Here is a 22,427-nt window from a genome sequence, read left to right as displayed (position 1 = left end):
TTCATTAATTCAACTTAATTATGCAGCATATAAACAGTGCGCTTCTGTATTGCCCTGACTTGATATCAGAAGAGAATAAAATGACTCCAGAATTACTTTCGCCCGCGGGCACACTTAAAAATATGCGTTACGCATTCGCCTATGGTGCCGATGCGGTTTATGCCGGACAACCCCGTTATTCATTACGTGTACGTAATAATGAATTTAATATTGAAAAGCTCAAAATTGCGATCGATGAAGCGCATCAGCAAAACAAAAAATTGTATGTTGTGTGTAATATCCAACCGCACAACTCTAAATTAAAAACATTTTTGCGTGATATGCAACCCGTTGTCGATTTAAAGCCTGATGCCATTATTATGTCCGACCCAGGTTTGATTATGATGGTTCGTGAAGCTTATCCAGACATGCCTATCCACTTAAGTGTACAAGCCAATGCTGTTAACTGGGCGACCGTCAAGTTTTGGGAAAAGCAAGGTATTGAGCGGGTTATTCTATCACGTGAGTTATCACTTGATGAGATTGAAGATATCCGTCTACATTGCCCAGATATTGAGATAGAAGTATTCGTACACGGGGCCCTATGCATGGCGTATTCTGGCCGTTGTTTATTATCAGGTTATATAAATAAGCGCGATCCTAATCAAGGCACCTGCACTAATTCATGTCGCTGGAAATATGATGCACATCCGGCACAAGAAAATGAAAGCGGTGATATTGTCGCCATTCAACCCGCACAACCCACACTCGGCAGTGGCGCACCGACAGACCAAATGTTTCTTTTACAGGAACAGGGACGTCCCAATGAATATATGCCTGCATTTGAAGATGAACATGGCAGTTATATCATGAATTCAAAAGATTTACGTGCCATTCAACATGTTGAGCGTCTACTAAAAATAGGTGTACACTCGTTAAAAATTGAAGGGCGCACCAAAAGTTTCTATTATTGTGCCCGTACCGCACAGGTTTATCGTCAAGCAATGGATGATGCAATAGCTGGTCGCCCATTTAATCCTGCATTAATGGGTACATTGGAGAACTTAGCGCACCGCGGTTACACTGAAGGTTTTTTAAGTCGCCATACCCACGATGAATATCAAAATTACGATTATGGCTATTCAATCAGTAATAGTCAGCAATTTGTTGGTGAAATAACAGGGCGTAATGAGCGTGGTTTAGCTGAAATTTTGGTGAAAAATAAATTTTTACTGGGTGATTCATTAGAGCTAATGACACCAAAGGGGAATATCAATTTCACCCTTGAGCAATTGAGTAACAAAAAAGGTGAACTAGTCGATGTCGCACCGGGATCAGGCCATGTTCTCTACATGCCAGTTCCTAAAGATATCGACCTTGATCATGCGTTAGTTATGCGCAACCTCAATCTGGGTGAAAATACACGCAATCCGCATAGTAAATAATATGGCACTTTTAATTAAAGATAACTGCATCAATTGTGATATGTGTGACCCGGAATGTCCGAATGAAGCTATCACATTTGGCGATCTCATTTATGAGATAGACAAAGATAAATGTACCGAGTGTGTTGGCTTTTACGAACAACCCACATGTATCGCCGTTTGCCCCATCAAATGTATTATCGTGGATCCAGACTGTATAGAGAGTGAACAAACGTTACTTGATAAGTTCGCTCAATTACATAGTGATTAAATAACCTTAATACCAATCTGCTTAACTCTGGCACTCTATTTTACCCGTAAAATAGAGTGCCATTAATCCTAATTGGTATATTGAGTAAATAATTATTAGATTTGGTAGACGAGATGGCCCAAGGAAAATTTACACAAGGCTCAATCATTAAGCATGTGATGACCATGTCAGCCACAAATGCACTCGGTATTAGCATGCTGTTTCTGGTCGACTTGGTTGATATTTACTTTATCAGTCTATTGGAAAATCCTTCTCTTACTGCGGCCATCGGCTACGCTAGTCCCGTTCTTTTTTTCACTATCTCCTTGAGCATTGCGCTGGTCATTGTCAACAGTGCAATAGTGGCTAGAAAGTTAGGTCAACAAAAACGAATAATTGCTCGTCAATTTATTAGTTTAATCACACTATATGCTTTCACTTTAACAAGTGTCATCGCATTTTTGCTCTACTATTTTGCCCCGCAAATATTGCAATTTATTGGTGCACAAGGAGAAGAACTTAAACAGGCCACCCTGTATTTACATATTATCCTGCCATCAATGCCTATCTTAGCTGTCGCACTGCAAATGGGCGCAACACTACGAAGTATGGGGCATGCAAAACAAGCTATGTTCGCAACACTCGGCGCGGGATTAATTAACGCAGCCTTAGATCCTATTTTAATTTTTTATTTTAAACTTGATCTACAAGGTGCAGCCATTGCCTCCGTTGCCGCTAGATGCACTCTCCTTGTGATCGGTTTGTATTACGTACAGTTTAAATATCGTATGATTGCCACCATTAACAGTGCTTTTATTAGATCACATTTTCTGCGCATATCACAAGTTGCTTTACCAGCGATCTTAAGCCAGATAACAACCCCTATAAGTAACTTCTATGTCACCTATGAAATTGCTAAATTTGGTAGTCAATATATGGCAGGCTGGGCGATTATAGGGAGGATAGTGCCCGTTGTATTTGTCATGATGTTTGCCTTATCTGGTGCGATAGGCCCAATCATTAGTCAAAACTACGGCGCACATAATTTCACTCGCGTGCGTGAAGTATTAAATCAATCTATGAAATTTATAACCAGTTACACATTAGTCGTCGCCCTATTTATGTCAATGGGGCAAGAGATAATTGTCATGGCATTTAAAGCAACCGACGAAACCGCATCATTAATTCGCATTTTCTGTCAAAACATCCCGATTACATTTATTTTTACAGGTATGATGTTGATTACCATGACGCTATTAAATAACTTGGGTCATGCGAAATATGCAACGCTGTTAACTCTTTTAAAGTTAACATTAGGTACAATTCCTTGTGTTATTATTGGTAGTTATTATTTCCATGCTCCGGGTGTGATATATGGACAAGCGGCTGCTAATATTATTTTTGGAGTCATTGCACTGACCCTCAGTAATAAACGAATCTCAAAATTGAGCGCCTCGCCCTCAATCACATAGCGCTAAGAATATTGCAAATAGTCATGTTATTGTAATACACAATATATAAATATCGGTACTGTAAACCATTACAATTGATATACTTAACGTAAAGCTATCATTGCAGTGCTACAATATTACAATTAAAATTAGAAGATTATACCCATGGTACTTCAAGCTACCAAGTCAGCAAGAAAAAATGTAGCGAGATGTGAAGCATAAAATAGAACTATTGTTATTCTATGTGGCGATTTTATAACAAAGCAAATTGGTGCTATTCCCCTTACCCTATAGGAGTAGCTTGAAAACCATCCCTGCGTTGTTGCACTCGAAAAAGGAATTACAATGAGCTAATCTCTTGCTCAGGCATTCGAGTTAGTGCCATACAAAACTTCATGGGGTAATATGGATATATGTTATAACGGATGACTACTTAAAGGAATGATACATTTAATGCGCCCCTTATTTATTATTTTACTCTCAACTTTATTAAATGGATGTTACCAACAAGCCAACTCACTCAGTGATACATTGATTTATTGTTCACAGGCGCTACCTCAATCCTTCAATCCACAACTAAGTAACAATCAAGCAACCCTCGATGCCACAACAAATCAGCTCTTTAATCGCTTAATCAAGGTTGACCCAAACAATGATGAAATTATTGCAGAGCTTGCAAGTGATTGGTCTATCAGCGAAGACAATAAATCTTATATATTTCATTTGCGAAAAGATGTCCCTTTTCAGCAAACTGAATATTTCACCCCTACCCGTAATTTTAATGCTGATGATGTACTATTTAGTTTTAACCGTTTGATTGACATTGCATCCCCCTTTCATGATATTAATTCAGATCAAGGCAACTATTTTTTTAATCATCCCTTTAAAAACTTAATTTCTAATTTAAGTAAAATAGATGAACACACCATAAAGATTGAACTCAAAAAGCCAGTAAGCGCATTTTTGACTTATCTCGCGGCCCATTATGCAGTTATTCACTCTCAAGAATACGCAAGTTCATTATTATCATCAAATCAACCTTCGCGCATGGATTATTACCCTGTAGGTACGGGCCCATATCAGTTTAAGAATAGCAATGGTTCAGGGGTCATCCGATTTGACAGTAACCCTTTATATTGGGGGAAGACGCCTGCGATTAAACATGTCATATTTGATACAACCAAGAATAACAGCAAACGCTTCGCCAAATTATTGTCTGGTGAATGCGATATAATGACCAATCCTGCACCGAGTCAGTTACGACACATAAGTTTAAATAAATCTATAACAGTGAGTAATCGCCCAACCAACAATCTGTCTCTTCTGGCATTTAACTCCACTAAAAAAACGCTTAGTAACAGCCATATAAGAAAAGCACTCGCTTATGCAATCGACCAAAACACGATCGTTGACTCGGTTTTTTTTGATAGTGCAACATCTGCCAAAGGGTTGTTACTTAAGCAATCTTGGGCGTTTGATAGGAACTCTGCGCATTTTTTCTATGATCCTGAACTAGCGCAACAATTATTAAAAGAAAATAGTTTCGATTTTAAGCAGACATTAACGATGTTGGTTCCCACTGTCGAGTCTGCATTAAATCCCAACTTCAATAAAACGGCTGAATTTATCGCGAGTAATTTACGTTCCATTGGAGTACAAGTTGATATTATTGCCTTAAATAATGACGCACTAACAACCCGCTTAATTACTGGCAATTATGACACCTATTTAGCTGCAGTGAATATCAATAGTTATGATCCTGATACTATTTTCAATTCACTACTGAGTTGTGATGTCTCTATATTAGAAGGGAATAGCAGCCAATGGTGCAACAATAAAACGCAGAAACTATTAGAATCCGCTTTGTTGGCAGAGAACAGCAATTTACGCAAACTTTATTACTACCAATTACAACAAATTATTAATCAAGAGCAGCCCTACTACCCCCTGGCACATGCCCATAGGGTCGATATTTTTAATAATAATGTAACAGGTCTTACGGTTAATCCCCTGACGGGAATAAATTTTCAGTATGTAACAAAATCAGAAGCTAAATAATATGCGCAATTATCTTATAAGACGATTCAACCTATTCATTATTACCGCCTTCATTCTCAGTATCCTAGCTTATTTATTAACGTCTTGGAAAAGTTACCAAACACCTCTATTGGAGAATTTATTTTATTATACTTTGATTACCTTATAGATATAATAATGGGGGAATGGGGATTTTCAATCATCGATCAACAGCCTATTTTAGTAAAAGGATTAACTGCATTTTACTTAACACTTGAACTTTGTTTGGTGGCATTTGTTACCGCCACTATCATTGCCGTCCCACTCGGTATCATCGCAAGCATGAACAAAGATACAATGCTTGATAAAATAATAATGACCATCGCCTTGATTAGTTTAGCTCTACCAGTTTTTTGGTTATCGGTAGTACTAACATTATTCCCTAGCTCAACTTCACTTCCCATACCGATCGATGGTGATATTAGTCCAATTTATGAGTTTAAAAATCATACAGGATTTCTGTTGATTGATACCTTAATAGCAACGAAATCTTATCAATTAGATGCATTTTTCAGCCGGTTAGCACACCTTTTTTACCTTCATTAGTGCTCTCATTATTTCTGATATCGGAGTTGATTCGCTTAACTCGAAACACGATTTCGACAGTTATGAAGAGTAATTTCATAAAAGCAGCTTATGCGAAGGGTTTTAGTAAACCCCAGATAATTTACCGACACGTATTTAAGAATGCAATGCCGACAATTATTCATAATATTCGCTTGCAGTTCAATACCATCATATCCTTTGCAATGGTTGTGGAGATTGTCTTTTCGATGCAAGGCATTGGCGGGTGGCTATTATCGAGTATAACATTGGGAGATTATCTTGCTTTACCGACATCCCTGCTCATCATCTCACTTTTTATTTTAATCTCGAGTATTTTTATTGATATTCTTTTAGTCGTTATTTCACCAGTGAAACGGAAATCTTTATATGTTGATTAACAATGAATTCGATGATGAAACCATACTGTCTCCTTGGCAATATGCATGGTCAATTTTCAAAAAGAAGAGTTTTTCTATGGCTGCCATGTGGGGGTGTATAATTTTAATATTAATCACACTTTTTGCAGATTATATTATCCCTCACAATCCCTTTGCACATTATTTCACTAATATTTTACTGCCTCCATCTTGGCTTGAAAACGGTAATGCCATGCATCTATTGGGTACTGATGATTTAGGACGAGACTCTCTATCTCGTCTGATTAAGGGCATTCAACTTACTCTGGGTGGTGCGCTAACAATAACCGTGATTATTGCACTTTTGGGCACCATTATCGGGGCTGCAGCAGCAGTAACTAAGGGGATTAAAGCCAGTGTTTTGCATCATTTACTCGATGCATTACTCACCATTCCCACTTTACTTATTGCTTTTATTCTTATCATTATATTTGGCCCTAGTTACGATAACTGCCTGATTGCGGTATTGCTATCTCTTCTTCCACAGTTTATTCGCGGTATCTACGTAAGTATCGAAAATGAAATGCATAAACAATATGTCGTCGCGCTTCGGCTTGATGGAGCAACCTATATGCGTTTAATGAGATTTGGTATTTTACCCAATATTGTCGAACCAATAATTACTCTATTCATGCGTATTTTTACGATGGCTATTTTAGAAATAGCAACACTTGGTTATTTAGGTTTTGGCGCTCAAGCTGCTGAGATCGAATTAGGTGCGCTCATATCAACCTATATAGATTTGACATATTCATCTCCTTGGTTAGTGATTATCCCGGGCATTACTCTTTCAGTTATTATTTTATTATTTAATCTTTTTGCTGAGGGGTTAAGGTTGGCTATTATTGAAGGAGAGGATGCATAAATGGCATTACTAGACGTTCGCAATTTAAGCATTGATATCGAAACTGCACAGGGTAAAATTCGTATCATTGAAAAAGTTTCTCTCACAATTATAGAAGGGAGTATCCATGGTTTAGTTGGTGAATCAGGATCAGGTAAAAGCTTTATTGCAAAAGCTATCCTTGGCCTACATAACCCTAATTGGACAGTGACAGCTGATAGAATGTTTTTAGGCTCAACAGATTTAACTAAGTTATCACCCAGTGAACGACGCAAAATAATGGGCAAGCAGATAGCGACTATATTCCAACAACCCCGTTCCTATCTAAATCCAAGTAAAAAAATATTTTCTCAAATAAAAGAAGTACTGCCTAAAAAGAGGCTAGTCGATAAATTATTCAATAAATTTAAAAAAATAAAGGATCAATCCACGGAGAAAATAGTCAAAGATTTATTACACAAAGTTGGCATTCAAAATGATAAAACGGTTGGCGCTAGTTACCCCCATGAACTATCTGAAGGTGATTGTCAGAAAGTAATGATTGCCATGGCGATAGCCAATAACCCAAGCCTTATTATTGCTGATGAACCAACAACCGCGATGGAGGCTGTCACACAAGCTCAAATATTTAGATTGCTGTATAAATTAAATCAATTACACAATACAACTATCCTATTATTAAGTAATAGCTTTGGGAGTATCAGCAATTTATCCGATTACATGACCCTTATTTATTGCGGGCAAACTGTAGAGTCAGGAAATTACCAACAGATCATGGAATCGCCAATGCATCCCTATACGGAAGCGATGATAAAAACCATTTTGGCTTTTGATGGCAATATCATCCATAAAAGCAAATTATACACATTACCCGGTAGCATCCCCTCTGCCAATCAGCTCCCCATTGGCTGTCGATTAGGCCCTCGTTGCCCTCGTGCTCAAAGGGTTTGTGTAACATATCCTGATGTTTTAATATTTAAAGGACATGTTGTTCGTTGCCACTTTCCTAAATTAAGCGATTAACCAATGCAACCTTTACTGAAAATTAACAATTTAAGCAAACACTACAACCGCAGTGCAAAATTCCTATCATCCGGTTATAGACCGAACCTAGGACCATTAAGTTTCACATTAAATCAAGGGCAAACCTTGGCTATTGTTGGTGAAAGTGGCTCAGGAAAAAGCACCTTGGTAAAAATGATAGCCGGGTTGATCACCCCAACATCAGGCGAAATATACATAAATGGCGAGCCACTGGAGACGATAAGTCAACAACGAAAATGTCAGTCTATTCGTATGATTTTTCATGAACCAAGTAATTCACTTAATCCTAAATCAACCATCGGGCGCATACTTGCGGCACCACTAAAATTAAATACCAATTTCAGTGAAGAAGAGATTCAAGCGCAGATCCTAGATACACTCGAGTTAGTCGAATTATTGCCCGATTATCTTGTTTTTTATCCCAACATGCTATCAAATGTACAACAACACAAAGTAGCGCTTGCTCGGGCAATGATATTAAATCCCGATATTGTTATTGCCGATGAAGTGTTAGCATCATTAGATATTTCTCTACGTTTTAAAATAGTTAATCTATTATTAGATATACAGAAGAAAAAAGGCACAAGCTATATTTTTGTTGCACATAATATGAACTTAGTCAGGCATATGAGTGACCAAATAATCGTAATGCAAAACGGGTTGATTGTAGAATATAATAGTACGGAGGCTATTTATAATTCGCCACAGGCGGAATGTACAAAGCAACTTTTACAGAGTCACCAACCTGATTATAGAAAATAAACGCTTTTTCATTTTTTTTAGATCGTTGATCTATCAATGTAATCGAAACATTGATAAAGTTCTCAGCATCATAATTATGTAAAATTTATATAAACAGTTAATTGAGATCATGGAGTGAACTTCAATGAGCGCATATAAAAAATATATCTGGGTAAATTCTTTGCCTATGATATTACTCGCAATAGTTATCACTTTTGCTGTAAAGCTAATCTTCAATCCAGTGCTTTTTCAGCAACAAGAATCAATTGCAAAGCAATTTCATCTTAGTAATATCGAACCAATAATGAACTCAAGGCAACTAGATCTATTAGTCGCATACAATCTGTTTGATTATATAAAGGTAAACAATAAAACAAGCTCTAACCCTCTTGTTTATGAGAAACCGAATAGAGATATTGCCAGTTATATATTACCTATCGAAATGAGTAAAATAACAGCTAACGATGGTAGCCAAAGCATCGAGTATCGTGCTGCAAACCAATTATTGTTAGATCTGTTTAAAAGTATTTTGGGCGTTTTGTATTTCACGTTAGCAATAGCAATAATTAACATGCATTTAAACTATAACCGTCTTCTAAAACGCATAGAAACCAGCTTGGTTGAAGAAATTAATGACATAAATTCCCCACAAAGCATACTAAGTAAGGTATCTCACTCCATTCGTCAGCAAAAAACAACTTTTCATCGAGCTCTCCAAAATAAAGAACAACAAATTTCTTCCCTCACACATCAGGTTAATACCGATACGTTGACTGGTTTTTTCAACCGTTACGCTTTCCGAGAAGCGCTCACAGCGATCCTCAGTGCTAATGGTGAAATAAAACATGCCATTTTATTTTTTATTCGTGCGAGTGAATTAAATACGATAAATGCAACGGGAGGTTTTCAAAAAGGCGATCAATACATCAAAGATATTGCTCAAATCATTGCTAAAGTTTGTAACGAAATTCAGCATGTTAATACATATCGTCTATGCGGTTCAGACATCGCCATTATCGCTGAAAATATGACCGTTGTAGAAGCACAACGCATTGCCACTAAATTAAAAGTACAGTTCGATCATTACCAAAAGTTAAATCAATTGGACAGCGTTGCCTACAATGGTATTTCTGCCATTGTATCAGGGCAATTATTTGAACAGGCTTTATCACGTACTGACATCGCATTGGCAAAGGCACAAGCTGAAGGTGTCAATTGTTGGGCTTTTCAACAAAATAACACCAGTGAGAAAGAAGAGGGACAACAGCAGTGGAAAATAATCATTGAAAACATCATTGCCAATCAGTCAATCATGTTGTTACATCAACCTATTCAACCAATCCAACGTAATATGAAAGGTTACCAACAAATTTTCACTCGTTTTATTGGTGAAAATAATAACATGATCCCTACTGATACTGTTTTTGCGATGGCTCAACGTGTTGATATGATTATAGAATTAGAAAATATGATCATTGAAACATTAATAAATCAGTGCCGTCATAAAGCCGATGGAAACACACGATGGGGAATTAATTTAACTAGTACCGCCATACAAGATAGCCACTTTATAGTCTGGCTAGAACGTTTATTACTACGAGAGTCTAAAATTGCGTCTTGCCTCATTTTTGAAATGCGTGAACAAATATTAGACGTCAACCTTGCAGCCAGTAAGCGTATTTTTGAAATGCTCAAACGCACAGGTACACGATCTGCTATTTGTAATTTTGGTAAAGGGATAGGTTCATTCCGTTTATTTAAAGAACTCAAACCTAACTATGTAAAAATTGATTCTGGCTTAATAAGCAATATTGAGCGTGATAACACAGACCAGCAATTTCTACGCATGATAATTGATGTCTCTCATCGCATGAACTGCTATGTTATCGCTGAAGGTGTTGAACACTTAGAACAAAAACAGACATTAGAAAGCATGTACATTGATGGCGTTCAAGGTTTTCTTATTGCACGTCCAAGTCCACTCTAAACGACCTAAATAGCAATTATTGCGCTTTATCAGGGGGAATCGATTATTGATTTCCCCTGATTTTATTAGCCTCTTTTTTGCATCTGAAAATTTCTTTTTGTACAATGCACGCCTAATATATCTTCCCATTTATCAAGGCCTACAATGTCACAATTACAGAGTCCAAAACAGCAATTTACCCTCAAAAAATTGAGTAAAGGGCTACGTCACTTAACAGGTCAAGCTATTGCTGATTACAATATGATTGAAAATGGCGACCGCGTTATGGTCTGCTTATCCGGCGGCAAGGATAGCTTTACGATGCTTGATATACTCCTGCAACTTCGTGCTGCAGCACCAATCGACTTCTCAATTATCGCGGTCAATTTAGATCAAAAACAGCCAGGATTCCCGGAACATATTTTACCGCAATACCTCACGACATTAGGGGTAGAATTTAAAATTGTTGAACAAGACACCTACAGTATTGTTCAAGACAAATTAGAAGCAGGCAAAACCACTTGCAGTTTATGCTCTAGACTGCGTCGTGGCATACTCTACAGTACGGCTAAACAACTTGGCGCCACAAAAATTGCATTAGGTCACCATAGAGACGATATGCTGGCGACGATGATGCTCAACCTGTTTTTTGGCGGTAAATTAAAATCCATGCCAGCAAAACTTGTCTCTGATAATGGCGAACACGTAGTGATCCGCCCGTTAGCCTATTGTAAAGAAAAAGAGATAGAACAATACGCACAACTAAAGGCGTTCCCGATTATTCCCTGTAACCTGTGCGGTTCTCAACCCAATTTACAACGCCAATTATCCAAAGAGATGCTTAATGAATGGGATGAAAAATTCCCCGGGCGTCTCGAATCTATGTTTACTGCAATGCAAAACGTGATTCCTTCACACCTTGCAGATACACAACTATTTAATTTCAAAGAAATTAATAAAGATTCTGGGGTTATTAATGGCGGAGATATTGCCTTTGATAAGGAAGATATCCAACAAGCCCCTGTTATTATGGATAACATTGAGGCACAATATTACGCACAACAACCAAGCGTACAAATTAAGCAACTGACCTAATTAACTAATATTTGCTTGTTTTAGATCAGACAATCACTTTATTCGCACTCAAAACAACCTCTTTTCATAAAAAAGAGGTAGGTTTCAGTGTAATGTGATTTATAATCGCTAAAGATTAATACCTATCCACATAAATTGTGGTCATCACTTGTTAAGGAAAATATCATTATTTTAACCAACAAGATAGAATCAGATACCTATGCGGATTGGTCTAACACTACTTATTAACTTTTTATTCTTATTTTGGAGAAAAACATGAGAACACCACTAGTAATGGGCAACTGGAAATTAAACGGCACTAAAGAATCTGTTACAGCACTAATCAAAGGATTAGAATCTGCTGCAGATGCTGCGACCAACGTTGAAGTTGCTGTTTGTCCTCCTGCTATTTTCATCGAGCAAGTTGCAGGATTAGTTGCTAATAACAGCATTAAATTTGGTGCTCAAGATGTAAGTACTCACGTAAATGGCGCATACACAGGTGAAACTTCACCAGTTATGGTTAAAGAGTTTGGTGCTAAATATAGCTTAGTGGGCCATAGCGAACGTCGTCAATATCACAACGAAACTGACGCTGTTGTTGCGGCTAAGTTTGTTGCAATCCAAGAAAATGGATTAGTACCTGTTGTATGTATTGGTGAAACACTTGAAGAGCGTGAAACTGATAAAACATTTGCTGTTGTTGAAACTCAACTTAAAGCAGTTATCGATGTTGCTGGTATTGATGCATTAGAAAACTCTGTAATTGCCTATGAGCCAGTATGGGCAATTGGTACAGGTAAAGTTGCAACTTCTGAGCAAGCTCAAGAAGTACATGCTCATATCCGTAACTGGTTAGCAGCACAAAGTAAAGTTGTAGCAGAAAAAGTACAAATTCTTTACGGTGGCAGTGTTAAAGCTTCTAGCGCAAAAGAATTATTTGCACAAGCAGATATCGATGGTGGTTTAGTTGGTGGTGCAGCGCTTATTGTTGAAGAATTTGTCGGTATTATCGAAGGCGCAAAATAAGCCCTAACAGATAACAACATAAAATATAAAGGCGCTTATTAAGCGCCTTTTTCATTTCTATTATTAATAATGCCATGACATGACTATTTTAATCTTCAAACAATGGCATCTTCTTCAGGAAACAGGTCAACAAAACAAGTCGTACACCATTAACACGCCCTTCTATCTGCTCAGGGTTATCTGTTAAAGAAATATTTCGCACTGGTGTGCCACGTTTCGCTGTAAAACCAGCTCCCTTCACATCAAGATCTTTAATTAATGTTACATTATCACCGGCAACTAAAATCGTACCATTAGAGTCGCGTGTAGGCGCTTTTTCTTCAATCGTATCAGCTGCAACACCATACTCTGCCCACGCTTTTTGTTCATCTTCCATATACATCATATCAAGCAGATCCTGCGCCCATCCTTCACTCACGGCTAATCGCGTCAACATACGGAATGCGGTCACCTGAACAGCAGGAACTTGGCTCCACATACTATCATTGAGGCAGCGCCAATGATTACTATCCATTTCGGATTTTTTCTCTATTTGTTGTAAACAAACATCACAAACTAATATTGATTTGTCTGAATTAGGCTCAGAAACAGGCGGTACTTCATAAACGCTCAAATGGTTAGTTGAGCCACATAACTCACATGATTCGTTACTACGCGCTGCTAGACTTGTTTTAATTGGCATGGATAAACACCCTTAATTTGTGGAAAAATCAATAGTTGACTTGAGAAATAGTGGCATTATAACGTTAATGCTAAAGTAAATGAAAAATTTTTCCTACATAATCATTACCCCATGTTACCTCTGCTGAAATGTCCAAGCTAACAGCTGACATCGCATCTTAAAATAACATGGGTATATAATTGTGCTGGCTTATTGAACTAATGCTTTACTTACTTTTTCAAAAAGATCCAACGAGAGGTTATCTAATGCCAATAAACGGTTTAATTGCTCTTTAATGAGCCCTTTACGTTTTTCATCTAAACGCTTAAATTGAATTAGCGGTGTGATTAATCGAGATGCAACTTGCGGGTTTTGCTCATTAAGTTTAATCAGTTGATCAGTTAAAAAACGGTAACCACTGCCATCAATCACATGGAAAAAATAAGGATTAGCCTGTGCAAATGTACCTAATAACGCACGTACACGATTAGGATTGCTAAAATCAAAACTACGATGATCGAATAACGCTTTGATATTTTCAAGCACCTTAGGGCTAGCCACAGTCGCTTGTAGTGCAAACCATTTATCCATAACTAAACCATTTTGATGCCATTGTTCATCAAAATCTGCCATGACTGAATCTCGACAGCTTAACTGAGCACTATTTGCTGCCGTTAATGCAGCGAGGTGATCGGTCATGTTATTACATTGCGCGATCTGCTCTAAAACCAATTTATCAGCTAAAACAGGATCACCTTTACTAATGTATAACAGCGCCAAGTTAGTTAATTTACGACGCGCTATATCGTCACACTCAGGTTGATAGTCACCAGTAACTTGATAATATTCATAAACCTTAACAAATTCATTTAATAGCTGTTTTGCCAACTCAGCTAACATAAATTCGCGTGCACTATGCAAAGCTTCAATATCGACCGTATCAAATAACTCCATAGCACCGGTTTCACTAATGAAGTCGAACATATCTGCTATTAATGCGGGATCTAAATGTTGTGCAGTCAAAATAGACTTAAAGGCATCAATAAACATGCTTGGCAAGTTCATTGCCTGCTCTGATTTATGCAAATTAACGTTAGCAATGAGGTATTTATTAAATAAATTCTGCCCCGCATCCCAACGAGAGAAATCATCCGTAGCATAAGTGATTAAATGCAACATTTGCTCATCACTGTAGGCATACTTATATTTCACGGGAGCAGAAAATCCACGGAAAATAGAAGGGACGGGCTTTTCATTAATGTTAGCAAAAACAAAAGTTTGCTCTTTATGTGTTAAGCTGAGTACTTTACTTTTTTCTCCGTTCCCCAAATCAAATACTTCACCCGATGGTGAAATCAATTCGATATCGATAGGGATATGTAATACCTGTTTACTTTTTTGATCCGCCGTTGGCAAATTTTTCTGCTTAAAAGTTATTTGATAACTTTTATTAGCTTGATCGTAATAATCACTCACCGTTACTTGCGGTGTCCCCGATTGCGAGTACCAACGTTTAAACAGCGTTAAATCCACCCCACTGGCATCTTGCATGGCGGCAACAAAATCATCACAGGTAACAGCCTGACCATCGAAGCGTTGCACATACAGCTGCATCCCCTGTTGGAATTTTTCTTCACCTAATAGTGTATGCATCATACGAATAACTTCGGAGCCTTTATTATAAACAGTAACGGTATAAAAGTTATTCATCTCCATCACCGATTCAGGTCGAATAGGATGAGACATTGGCCCAGCATCTTCCGCGAATTGATGGTTACGAATAATTTTAACATTGGCGATACGATTAACGCTACGGCTACCTAAATCCGAGCTGAACTCTTGATCACGAAAAACCGTGAGCCCCTCTTTCAAACTCAATTGGAACCAATCCCGACAGGTAATACGATTACCCGTCCAATTATGGAAATATTCGTGACCGATTACCGCTTCAATACCTAAATAGTCTTGATCCGTTGCGCTTTTAGCGTTGGCCAGTACAAATTTAGAGTTAAATATATTTAACCCTTTATTTTCCATTGCCCCCATATTGAAAAAATCGACGGCAACAATCATATAAATATCAAGGTCATACTCTAAATTAAAACGTTGTTCATCCCACTCCATGGATTTTTTGAGGGATACCATAGCATGAGCGGTTTTATCTAAATTTCCTTTATCAACAAATAACTCCAGCGCAACTTCACGACCACTTTTAGTGACAAAGGTATCCTGTAAACAGTCGAAATCCCCTGCAACTAAAGCAAATAGATAAGCAGGTTTTGGGAAGGGATCTTGCCAAGAAACCCAATGGCGTCCATTTTCTAAATCCCCCTGTGCTATGCGATTACCATTTGACAAAAGCGATGGGTAGAGTGTTTTATCTGCACTGATTTTGGTCGTGAATTTAGCCATCACATCGGGTCTATCTAAATAATAGGTGATACGGCGGAAGCCTTCAGCTTCACATTGCGTACAAAATGCATCTCCCGATTTGTATAAACCTTCAAATGCTTTATTTGCTTGCGGATCAATTTCAGTGGTTATTTGCAACTCAAATTCATTTGCTAAACCATTAATTTGCAAGCCCCCTTCAACCTCCTGATAATCATCGTAAGCAATGCCATCAATTAACAGAGAAACGAGTTTCAATTGCTCTCCGTATAAAAAGAGCGGCTTTTTCTCAGCATTGGTTCGATACATCTTGCTCGTCGCTGTTACCACGGTCTGCATATCATAAAGATCAAACTCAAGGTCGATGGTGGTAATAGCAAAATTTGCAACCTGATAATCGGCTAGGTATTTTTCCTGTGGTTTTTTTTCAACCACTTCTTCGATAGAAGCAACTTGGCTCATGTTAAACACTCTTTTTTTTAGATGGAATATTAGCAAGGGTTTGAAAATAGATTACAACTATTTTCGCCGCTTGAAACTCAATAGGGTTAATATACAAGAAGGTGTAATATTTGCTAACCTCTTATTATAAATCTTCTGTAATTAATTACGTGGCACTGATTAAAGCCTTAATTTAGCACATTAACTACTTATTAGCGCCCCTTTCTCATTAGCATGCCCGCTTTATTTGTTACAACCATATTCCCAATTCATCATGGTGCATTGAGTTTGATTGTCATTGCAATAATAAAAAGTAAGGCGTATAACATCGCCATCTTCATACTCTCAGTCATTGGAAAATTACGTGTTTCATCGCCAAGAAATAAACAAACTCATTAAATTAAGTGTCCCCCTTTTTATCGCACAATTTGCACAAACAGCAATGGGTTTTGTTGATACCGTCATGGCAGGTGGTGTCAGTGCTAATGATATGGCGGCAGTAGCGGTTGCATCAAGCATATGGCTACCCTGTATTCTATTTGGCGTCGGCATATTAATGGCGTTAATTCCCCGCATTGCGCAGGCCCATGGTGCAAATGAAACCGATAGCATCCCCTATATAGGCCAACAGGGACTATATCTCGCATTGTTTTTATCTGTGCCAACAATCGTTGTTTTATATAATGTTAACCACATGCTCAATGCCATGGATATCGACATCGCTTTAAAAGAGATAATCAGTCATTATATATTTGTGGTTTTACCTGCTGTCCCTGCTTTTTTATTATTTCAAGCGCTGCGTAATTATGTTGAAGGACTGTCACTGACAAAACCGGCTATGGTTATTGCATTCATCGGATTACTGCTGAATATTCCACTAAACTGGATTTTTGTATACGGCAAATTCGGCCTACCCGCATTGGGAGGGGTCGGGTGTGGCGTTGCCACAACCATCGTTTATTGGTTCATGCTTTTATCGTTAATTGTGTATGTTTTTATTTGTAAAAAACTCAAGTACTACCCGCTTTTTACACAATTTAAACGCCCTAATGGTACGGCGCTATGGTCTATTTTTAAACTTGGTTTACCCGTTGCCATTGCCCTGTTCTTTGAAATCACCATCTTCGCAATGGTTGCCATACTCGTAGCCCCACTAGGACCGAACATCGTTGCAGCCCACCAAATTGCCATTAACTTCTCCTCTATGGTATTTATGCTACCCTTGAGCATAGCCAATGCAGTCAGTATCCGCGTTGGTTTTAATTTAGGCAAAGGCAATCCTAATGATGCCAAACAGTCTAGCTATGCTGGTTTTACATTAGCCTTAGGGACTGCAATCTGTACTGCTTTATTGACTGTATATTTCAGGGAAGATATCGCCTATTTATACACCGATGATCTTAATGTTATACCATTGGCACTTACACTCATCCTATTCGCTGCGTTATATCAATGTACCGATGCGATACAAGTTGTCGCAGCAGGTGCTTTACGTGGTTATCAAGAGATGAAAGCTATTTTTATTCGTACATTTATAGCTTACTGGCTAGTTGGTTTACCTTTAGGTTACCTACTTGGTTTGACAAATTTTATGGTCGAGCCGATGGGAGCTAAGGGATTTTGGATTGGAATTACTGTCGGTTTGACCGTATCTGCTATACTATTAGGTCAGCATCTGTACGTGCTACAAAAACGTTACACAAGTAAATGCCGTGAAAACAATCAATGCGTTTAATAAATCAGCATACAGATAATTTTTAATAAATAATATTTGACGAGACTAACACAACTCAGTAATATCTCGCTCCGTTGTTAAGGCATAATAGTTTAGCAACCATCGGTGATTAGCGCAGCTTGGTAGCGCATCTCCTTGGATTTACAAAGAGTTGGACCAGAAGGGTCTTACCCGTAAAATGTAGACTCTAAATATGTAGTACAAAATTTCGGTGATTAGCGCAGCTTGGTAGCGCATCTGGTTTGGGACCAGAGGGTCAGAGGTTCGAATCCTCTATCACCGACCACATTTAAAAACACGTTATAAACGTGTTGTAGAGTACAGACCAACGATGCGCCCTTAGCTCAGTTGGATAGAGCAACGGCCTTCTAAGCCGTAGGCCACAGGTTCGAATCCTGTAGGGCGTACCATTTTTAAAAAGTTTAGTGGCGGATGTAGCTCAGTTGGTAGAGCCCCGGATTGTGATTCCGGTTGTCGCGGGTTCAATCCCCGTCATTCGCCCCATTTTTTGAAGATAAACAGTTTAAATTGTCGCGGAGTTGGCGGAATTGGTAGACGCGCTAGATTTAGGTTCTAGTATCGAAGGGTGTGAGAGTTCAAGTCTCTCACTCCGCACCATTTAGACTTACAAATCATCTTGTTATATTTTTCTAAATAATAAGTTCAATGATTTCAAAAAATACCATCCTCGGTGATTAGCGCTGCTTGGTAGCGCATCTCCATGGGTTTATGAAAAGTTGGACCAGAGGGTCTTACCCGTAAAATGTAAACTCTAAATATGTAGTACAAAATTTCGGTGATTAGCGCACCTTGGTAGCGCATCTCCATGGGTTTATGAAAAGTTGGACCAGAGGGTTAACACCCGTCAAGTTTACTAACTTAAATCCTAAATATAAATCGGTGATTAGCGCAGCTTGGTAGCGCATCTGGTTTGGGACCAGAGGGTCAGAGGTTCGAATCCTCTATCACCGACCACACATAAAAAAACCGCACTTGTTGCGGTTTTTTTATGCCTGTTGTTTAATACGTCTTCGTAAAAATCAATAAAACTCATACCAACTCCGGTAAGTATGTGATTTAAATTTTGCGTAGGAAAAACAGCTTAATTCAAGGCGTAATTTGACGTAAATGGTTATTCCCTTTGCGAAAATTACAACGCAGCAGTAAGTTGTTTTAACCAGTAAAATAGATCAGCTATTTATCGGAATTGGTATCACTACTAAAAATATCTTTTTTTATCGTTAAATAGAGATCACTAAAAATACACAAAAAACCATTTGTGGCCACGCTTGTGCCCAACAACTTCAGAAACGCCATAATATAGCCCACAACAAATGTCATTTTTTTATATTTTAAATACGAGAACAAGGTGAACGAAACAATTGAAATGGCAATCACTACTAACCTTGAACACCTCACAAATTTTCTAATACCGTTACTACTAAGAAAACTAAGTCGCCTTCGCCCCCATGGCGAGCTAGAAAGCGATAAAATAGTAGAAATTTTACTTGTGTGAACTCTGTTTATAATAAAAAAATTAAACTGGTTAATATAGCGGTTTGGCCTTAGAAAGGAAACCAAACAAGAATCATACATTTACGGTTAAAAAAACAGTCGGCCAATATTTTTTTTGATTTACGATTTTATGGCTAATACCGAACAATCAACTAATAAATTTAAGTGGTTAGTATTAATTCTATGGTGAAACAGCTATTTGTATAAGAAAAAACCACCATTTAACATAACAGTCATTTTGCGCATATAGCTGTTTGATTTTATTTAATCTATTGGTGCAATACTTATAAATTGCCTGTTATTATATCAATTATAAATCACAATCTAAAAGCAAAGGAACACTTATGTCACTAGGGAAAGTTATGCTCATGATATTTCTGTTAGGTATCGGAGCATCAGTAATAGTGCCACGGATGCCAAGCAATACTTCAGAGATAAATTGGACTAATGCTAAAAAAGGTGAAGTATGTAAAGCTTATATAGGTTCAATTATGAAAAAGCCTACATCGATAATGACTCACTATAAGAGTGATGATAATGGTTATGTATATGTCAAATATACTGGAAAATGGTTTAATGGTGACACTGTCACTTTTCAATATGTTTGTGACATTGACTCATCAAGTATTGAATATGCTCAATGGCTAATTGAAGATAAATCAATGGGAATGATTGGAAATAAATGGGGTGATTGGAAAGAAAAAGTTAAATATGATTACAATATAGAAAATAGGAAGCTGTCGTTTGTTTCCCCTAAAACATCTCAAAAAATATACGTAACCCTATAAATAAAAAAGTGTATCTGACAATGAGCTACCAATTGTTCATATAGGAAACGAGGGGAAATCGCCCCTCGGTTTTTCTATGGCATGATTGGTTATGACTTAATTGATTCTCTGGCTAAAGATAGCGTCTTGTATAGGATGCCATCGAATACAAAGTTGAACACAATAAACTGTACAAAGTATTTATTCACAACCTCTTCCAGCTCTGTTAATAATGACCTTATTGCGTCCTGTGAAATTAAGCTATCAATCGGATAAGGTAGTAGCATACATATCATCCCTATAAGCCCAATGGCTATTAATAGAAACTGTAATTTTTTAAATAGGATGAACTCTACTTTTTGAATGTAAAGTTTGGGGTTAGTGGTAAATAAATTACCAAAGATAATGGAAATGAAACTCAGTAATAATAATAAACTCTCTATAAACATAATTAGTTCCTCTTTTAGCTGGATACAAAGTTCTAAAATGCAAAAAGCCCACTAAAAAATGGGCTTTTTACTTTGCAGCTGTAATTAATAATTATTCTATTTGATTACCGCATGTACTATTTTACCACTAAAGTTATAAATCTAAGCACCAACAGGCTGTTTATTTACCATAACACCCGTTATACGCATAACTTTGAGGCTACCTGAAATGGTGGTCTTTTTTGTATTTAGCTATAAATTTTCTATCTCGCTTTGTGCCCCTAAGCGACTTACCCTGTACTGGAAATTATTTAGACCTAGTGCATTCACTTACGGAATACATTTTGTCCCACGCGCTCATTAACTGCTTCTGAGACTTGCTCATACTATATCTTGAATACGTTGTGGTGATCATTATTCAACCACAATAACCACTGATATTTAGTCACAGGCACCGCACTTTCTGCAATATTTTCCATGTATATAGGTTTTCATATTGCAATGACCACAGAGCTTAAATTGCATAAAGCCACATATCGGACAAGCATCATTACCGTTTGGTAAATGGACTCCGCAATGTTGACATTGTCCTTTAATAATACGCCGTTGAATGATTTTTTCCGGTGAAAATATTTTTTTCTGCATAAAGTAAATCAAAGCCATAGCAGCTAAAACAGCGACTCCCATCATGACGTAATGCCATATTGCAATAAGCTTTAATGACGCGAGTAATACAAATATATGCTTTAAAAGCTTTTGCGGCACAATATCGTAAATCAGCTCCATCAACTTAAATATTACAGGTATAAATACAACAACTAACAGATGAGATGAGACTAAACTTTGGTATGGCCTATTCGCAACGATGCTTTTGGAGTTCCATAGATAGAAGATGATGACAAGCGGTAGCAAAAATAGCATCTCCATCGCCAAACGCTTTGCTGGATACCAAAAATTTAAATCGCGTAATTCCGCTAAAAGAATGTCTCTATTTTTAGTCGATGAGGTATCAATTACATCAAAAAATTCAACCAGTTGCCGATTATGCATAAGTTCATCGACCAATCCCCCCTCTTCCTTTACTAAGGCATTTAGTTTATTGCTTAATAGCGAGACCTCTTTTTTGAACGAAACGGGATTTTCTTTTGTACTATTATCTGCAATATCCTCTAAAAGCGTTGTATCATATGCCCCCTTTATACGATCAAGTTGAGACTTAACATCAACCACTTGCCCTCTTAACTTAAGCAATAAACTCAGATTGCTAGAAAGTGTTTTATCCGTTTCAATTGCATGCAATAGCGTTGATATTGATAGGCAGATAGGATGCACTTCTTGGTCTCGGTGATTTTCATCTAGATAACCATAATGACTGCGCTGCCTTGAGACCATTTTTGCGGTGAGAGTAAGTCTATTATTCTCATTCCACTGTTCATCAATAACAATATCTCGGCAATTCTGCGGGACGTATTCATAGGGTGTTGTTAACTGTCGGGTGTGATCATCTAAGCCTTGAAAAATTGACATTAAAATGAATAAATCAAGAAACAGTACAATGGTTAACACACTCTTTCCAATCGGTTGATTATTTAGGCGAGTCAGTCCGCTCTTAACTTTATTCACTCTACTTCTGATCGTTATCAGCATGA

18 protein-coding genes and 5 tRNA genes are annotated in these 22,427 nt (G+C 37.6%); 19 read left to right on the top strand and 4 right to left on the bottom strand.

Annotated features, from left to right (window positions below):
• The first annotated feature begins 80 nt into the window (after window positions 1–80).
• The 12 genes from trhP (at window position 81) to tpiA (ending at window position 12,840) form a co-directional block, all read left to right on the top strand.
• A complete protein-coding gene (gene trhP / locus AB1A03_RS16515; RefSeq protein ID WP_354625690.1) occupies window positions 81–1,424 on the top strand; it encodes a prephenate-dependent tRNA uridine(34) hydroxylase TrhP in 1,344 nt (447 codons plus the stop codon).
• A 1-nt stretch (window position 1,425) separates the two neighbouring features.
• Window positions 1,426–1,674 carry a YfhL family 4Fe-4S dicluster ferredoxin gene (locus AB1A03_RS16510; protein WP_354625689.1) on the top strand — a complete coding sequence of 83 codons (249 nt, stop codon included), beginning with the start codon at window positions 1,426–1,428 and terminating at the stop codon, window positions 1,672–1,674.
• Window positions 1,675–1,787: 113 nt separating this feature from the next.
• Window positions 1,788–3,125 (top strand): MATE family efflux transporter, encoded by a 1,338-nt coding sequence (locus AB1A03_RS16505; RefSeq protein WP_354625688.1) that lies wholly within the window; start codon window positions 1,788–1,790, stop codon window positions 3,123–3,125.
• A 432-nt stretch (window positions 3,126–3,557) separates the two neighbouring features.
• The gene (locus AB1A03_RS16500) at window positions 3,558–5,162 is read left to right on the top strand and encodes an ABC transporter substrate-binding protein (RefSeq protein ID WP_354625687.1); all 1,605 of its coding nucleotides are present in this window, start codon (window positions 3,558–3,560) and stop codon (window positions 5,160–5,162) included.
• Window positions 5,163–5,318: 156 nt separating this feature from the next.
• Window positions 5,319–5,726, top strand: coding sequence for an ABC transporter permease subunit (locus AB1A03_RS16495; RefSeq protein ID WP_354625686.1), 408 nt, complete (start codon window positions 5,319–5,321; stop codon window positions 5,724–5,726).
• Entirely contained in the window at window positions 5,726–6,124 is a 399-nt protein-coding gene (locus AB1A03_RS16490) for an ABC transporter permease subunit (protein ID WP_354625685.1), read from the top strand. Before AB1A03_RS16495 ends, AB1A03_RS16490 begins: the two co-directional genes overlap by 1 nt.
• Complete coding sequence (locus AB1A03_RS16485) at window positions 6,114–7,007, top strand: ABC transporter permease subunit (protein WP_354625684.1); 894 nt, start codon at window positions 6,114–6,116, stop codon at window positions 7,005–7,007. The genes AB1A03_RS16490 and AB1A03_RS16485 overlap by 11 nt, the downstream gene beginning before the upstream one ends.
• Window positions 7,008–8,009, top strand: coding sequence for an oligopeptide/dipeptide ABC transporter ATP-binding protein (locus tag AB1A03_RS16480; RefSeq protein WP_354625683.1), 1,002 nt, complete (start codon window positions 7,008–7,010; stop codon window positions 8,007–8,009).
• A 3-nt stretch (window positions 8,010–8,012) separates the two neighbouring features.
• Window positions 8,013–8,792 (top strand): ATP-binding cassette domain-containing protein, encoded by a 780-nt coding sequence (locus tag AB1A03_RS16475; RefSeq protein WP_354625682.1) that lies wholly within the window; start codon window positions 8,013–8,015, stop codon window positions 8,790–8,792.
• Window positions 8,793–8,916: 124 nt separating this feature from the next.
• Window positions 8,917–10,758, top strand: coding sequence for an EAL domain-containing protein (locus tag AB1A03_RS16470; protein WP_354625681.1), 1,842 nt, complete (start codon window positions 8,917–8,919; stop codon window positions 10,756–10,758).
• A gap of 144 nt (window positions 10,759–10,902) precedes the next feature.
• Window positions 10,903–11,832: a tRNA 2-thiocytidine(32) synthetase TtcA gene (ttcA, locus tag AB1A03_RS16465; RefSeq protein ID WP_354625680.1), complete on the top strand. Its 930-nt coding sequence runs from the start codon at window positions 10,903–10,905 to the stop codon at window positions 11,830–11,832.
• Window positions 11,833–12,087: 255 nt separating this feature from the next.
• The gene (gene tpiA / locus AB1A03_RS16460) at window positions 12,088–12,840 is read left to right on the top strand and encodes a triose-phosphate isomerase (protein WP_354625679.1); all 753 of its coding nucleotides are present in this window, start codon (window positions 12,088–12,090) and stop codon (window positions 12,838–12,840) included.
• Window positions 12,841–12,928: 88 nt separating this feature from the next.
• On the opposite strand, the gene AB1A03_RS16455 is transcribed toward tpiA, so the two are convergent.
• Window positions 12,929–13,522, bottom strand: coding sequence for a PhnA domain-containing protein (locus AB1A03_RS16455; protein ID WP_354625678.1), 594 nt, complete (start codon window positions 13,520–13,522; stop codon window positions 12,929–12,931).
• Between the two features lie 189 nt (window positions 13,523–13,711).
• Complete coding sequence (gene pepN / locus AB1A03_RS16450) at window positions 13,712–16,354, bottom strand: aminopeptidase N (RefSeq protein WP_354625677.1); 2,643 nt, start codon at window positions 16,352–16,354, stop codon at window positions 13,712–13,714.
• 343 nt (window positions 16,355–16,697) lie between these two features.
• Here pepN and AB1A03_RS16445 point away from each other — a divergent pair, with 343 nt between their 5' ends.
• The 7 genes from AB1A03_RS16445 (at window position 16,698) to AB1A03_RS16415 (ending at window position 20,371) form a co-directional block, all read left to right on the top strand.
• Window positions 16,698–18,068: an MATE family efflux transporter gene (locus tag AB1A03_RS16445; protein ID WP_354625676.1), complete on the top strand. Its 1,371-nt coding sequence runs from the start codon at window positions 16,698–16,700 to the stop codon at window positions 18,066–18,068.
• Between the two features lie 209 nt (window positions 18,069–18,277).
• Window positions 18,278–18,354, top strand: a tRNA-Pro gene (locus AB1A03_RS16440).
• Between the two features lie 47 nt (window positions 18,355–18,401).
• Window positions 18,402–18,478, top strand: a tRNA-Arg gene (locus AB1A03_RS16435).
• An 18-nt stretch (window positions 18,479–18,496) separates the two neighbouring features.
• Window positions 18,497–18,572, top strand: a tRNA-His gene (locus tag AB1A03_RS16430).
• A gap of 29 nt (window positions 18,573–18,601) precedes the next feature.
• Window positions 18,602–18,686, top strand: a tRNA-Leu gene (locus AB1A03_RS16425).
• 280 nt (window positions 18,687–18,966) lie between these two features.
• Window positions 18,967–19,043 (top strand) — tRNA-Pro (locus AB1A03_RS16420).
• 884 nt (window positions 19,044–19,927) lie between these two features.
• The gene (locus AB1A03_RS16415; RefSeq protein ID WP_354625675.1) at window positions 19,928–20,371 is read left to right on the top strand and encodes a hypothetical protein; all 444 of its coding nucleotides are present in this window, start codon (window positions 19,928–19,930) and stop codon (window positions 20,369–20,371) included.
• Between the two features lie 89 nt (window positions 20,372–20,460).
• On the opposite strand, the gene AB1A03_RS16410 is transcribed toward AB1A03_RS16415, so the two are convergent.
• Together AB1A03_RS16410 and AB1A03_RS16400 are read right to left on the bottom strand one after the other, a co-directional pair.
• Entirely contained in the window at window positions 20,461–20,799 is a 339-nt protein-coding gene (locus tag AB1A03_RS16410) for a hypothetical protein (protein WP_354625674.1), read from the bottom strand.
• A 420-nt stretch (window positions 20,800–21,219) separates the two neighbouring features.
• Window positions 21,220–22,425 carry a hypothetical protein gene (locus tag AB1A03_RS16400; RefSeq protein WP_354625673.1) on the bottom strand — a complete coding sequence of 402 codons (1,206 nt, stop codon included), beginning with the start codon at window positions 22,423–22,425 and terminating at the stop codon, window positions 21,220–21,222.
• Between the last annotated feature and the right edge of the window lie 2 nt (window positions 22,426–22,427).

Origin of the sequence: Psychromonas sp. MME2 (genome assembly GCF_040566515.1) — a bacterium.
In the GTDB taxonomy this organism is placed as follows: domain Bacteria; phylum Pseudomonadota; class Gammaproteobacteria; order Enterobacterales; family Psychromonadaceae; genus Psychromonas.
Note: the sequence above shows the minus strand (reverse complement) of the source record. Positions and strands in the feature narration are given on the sequence as shown.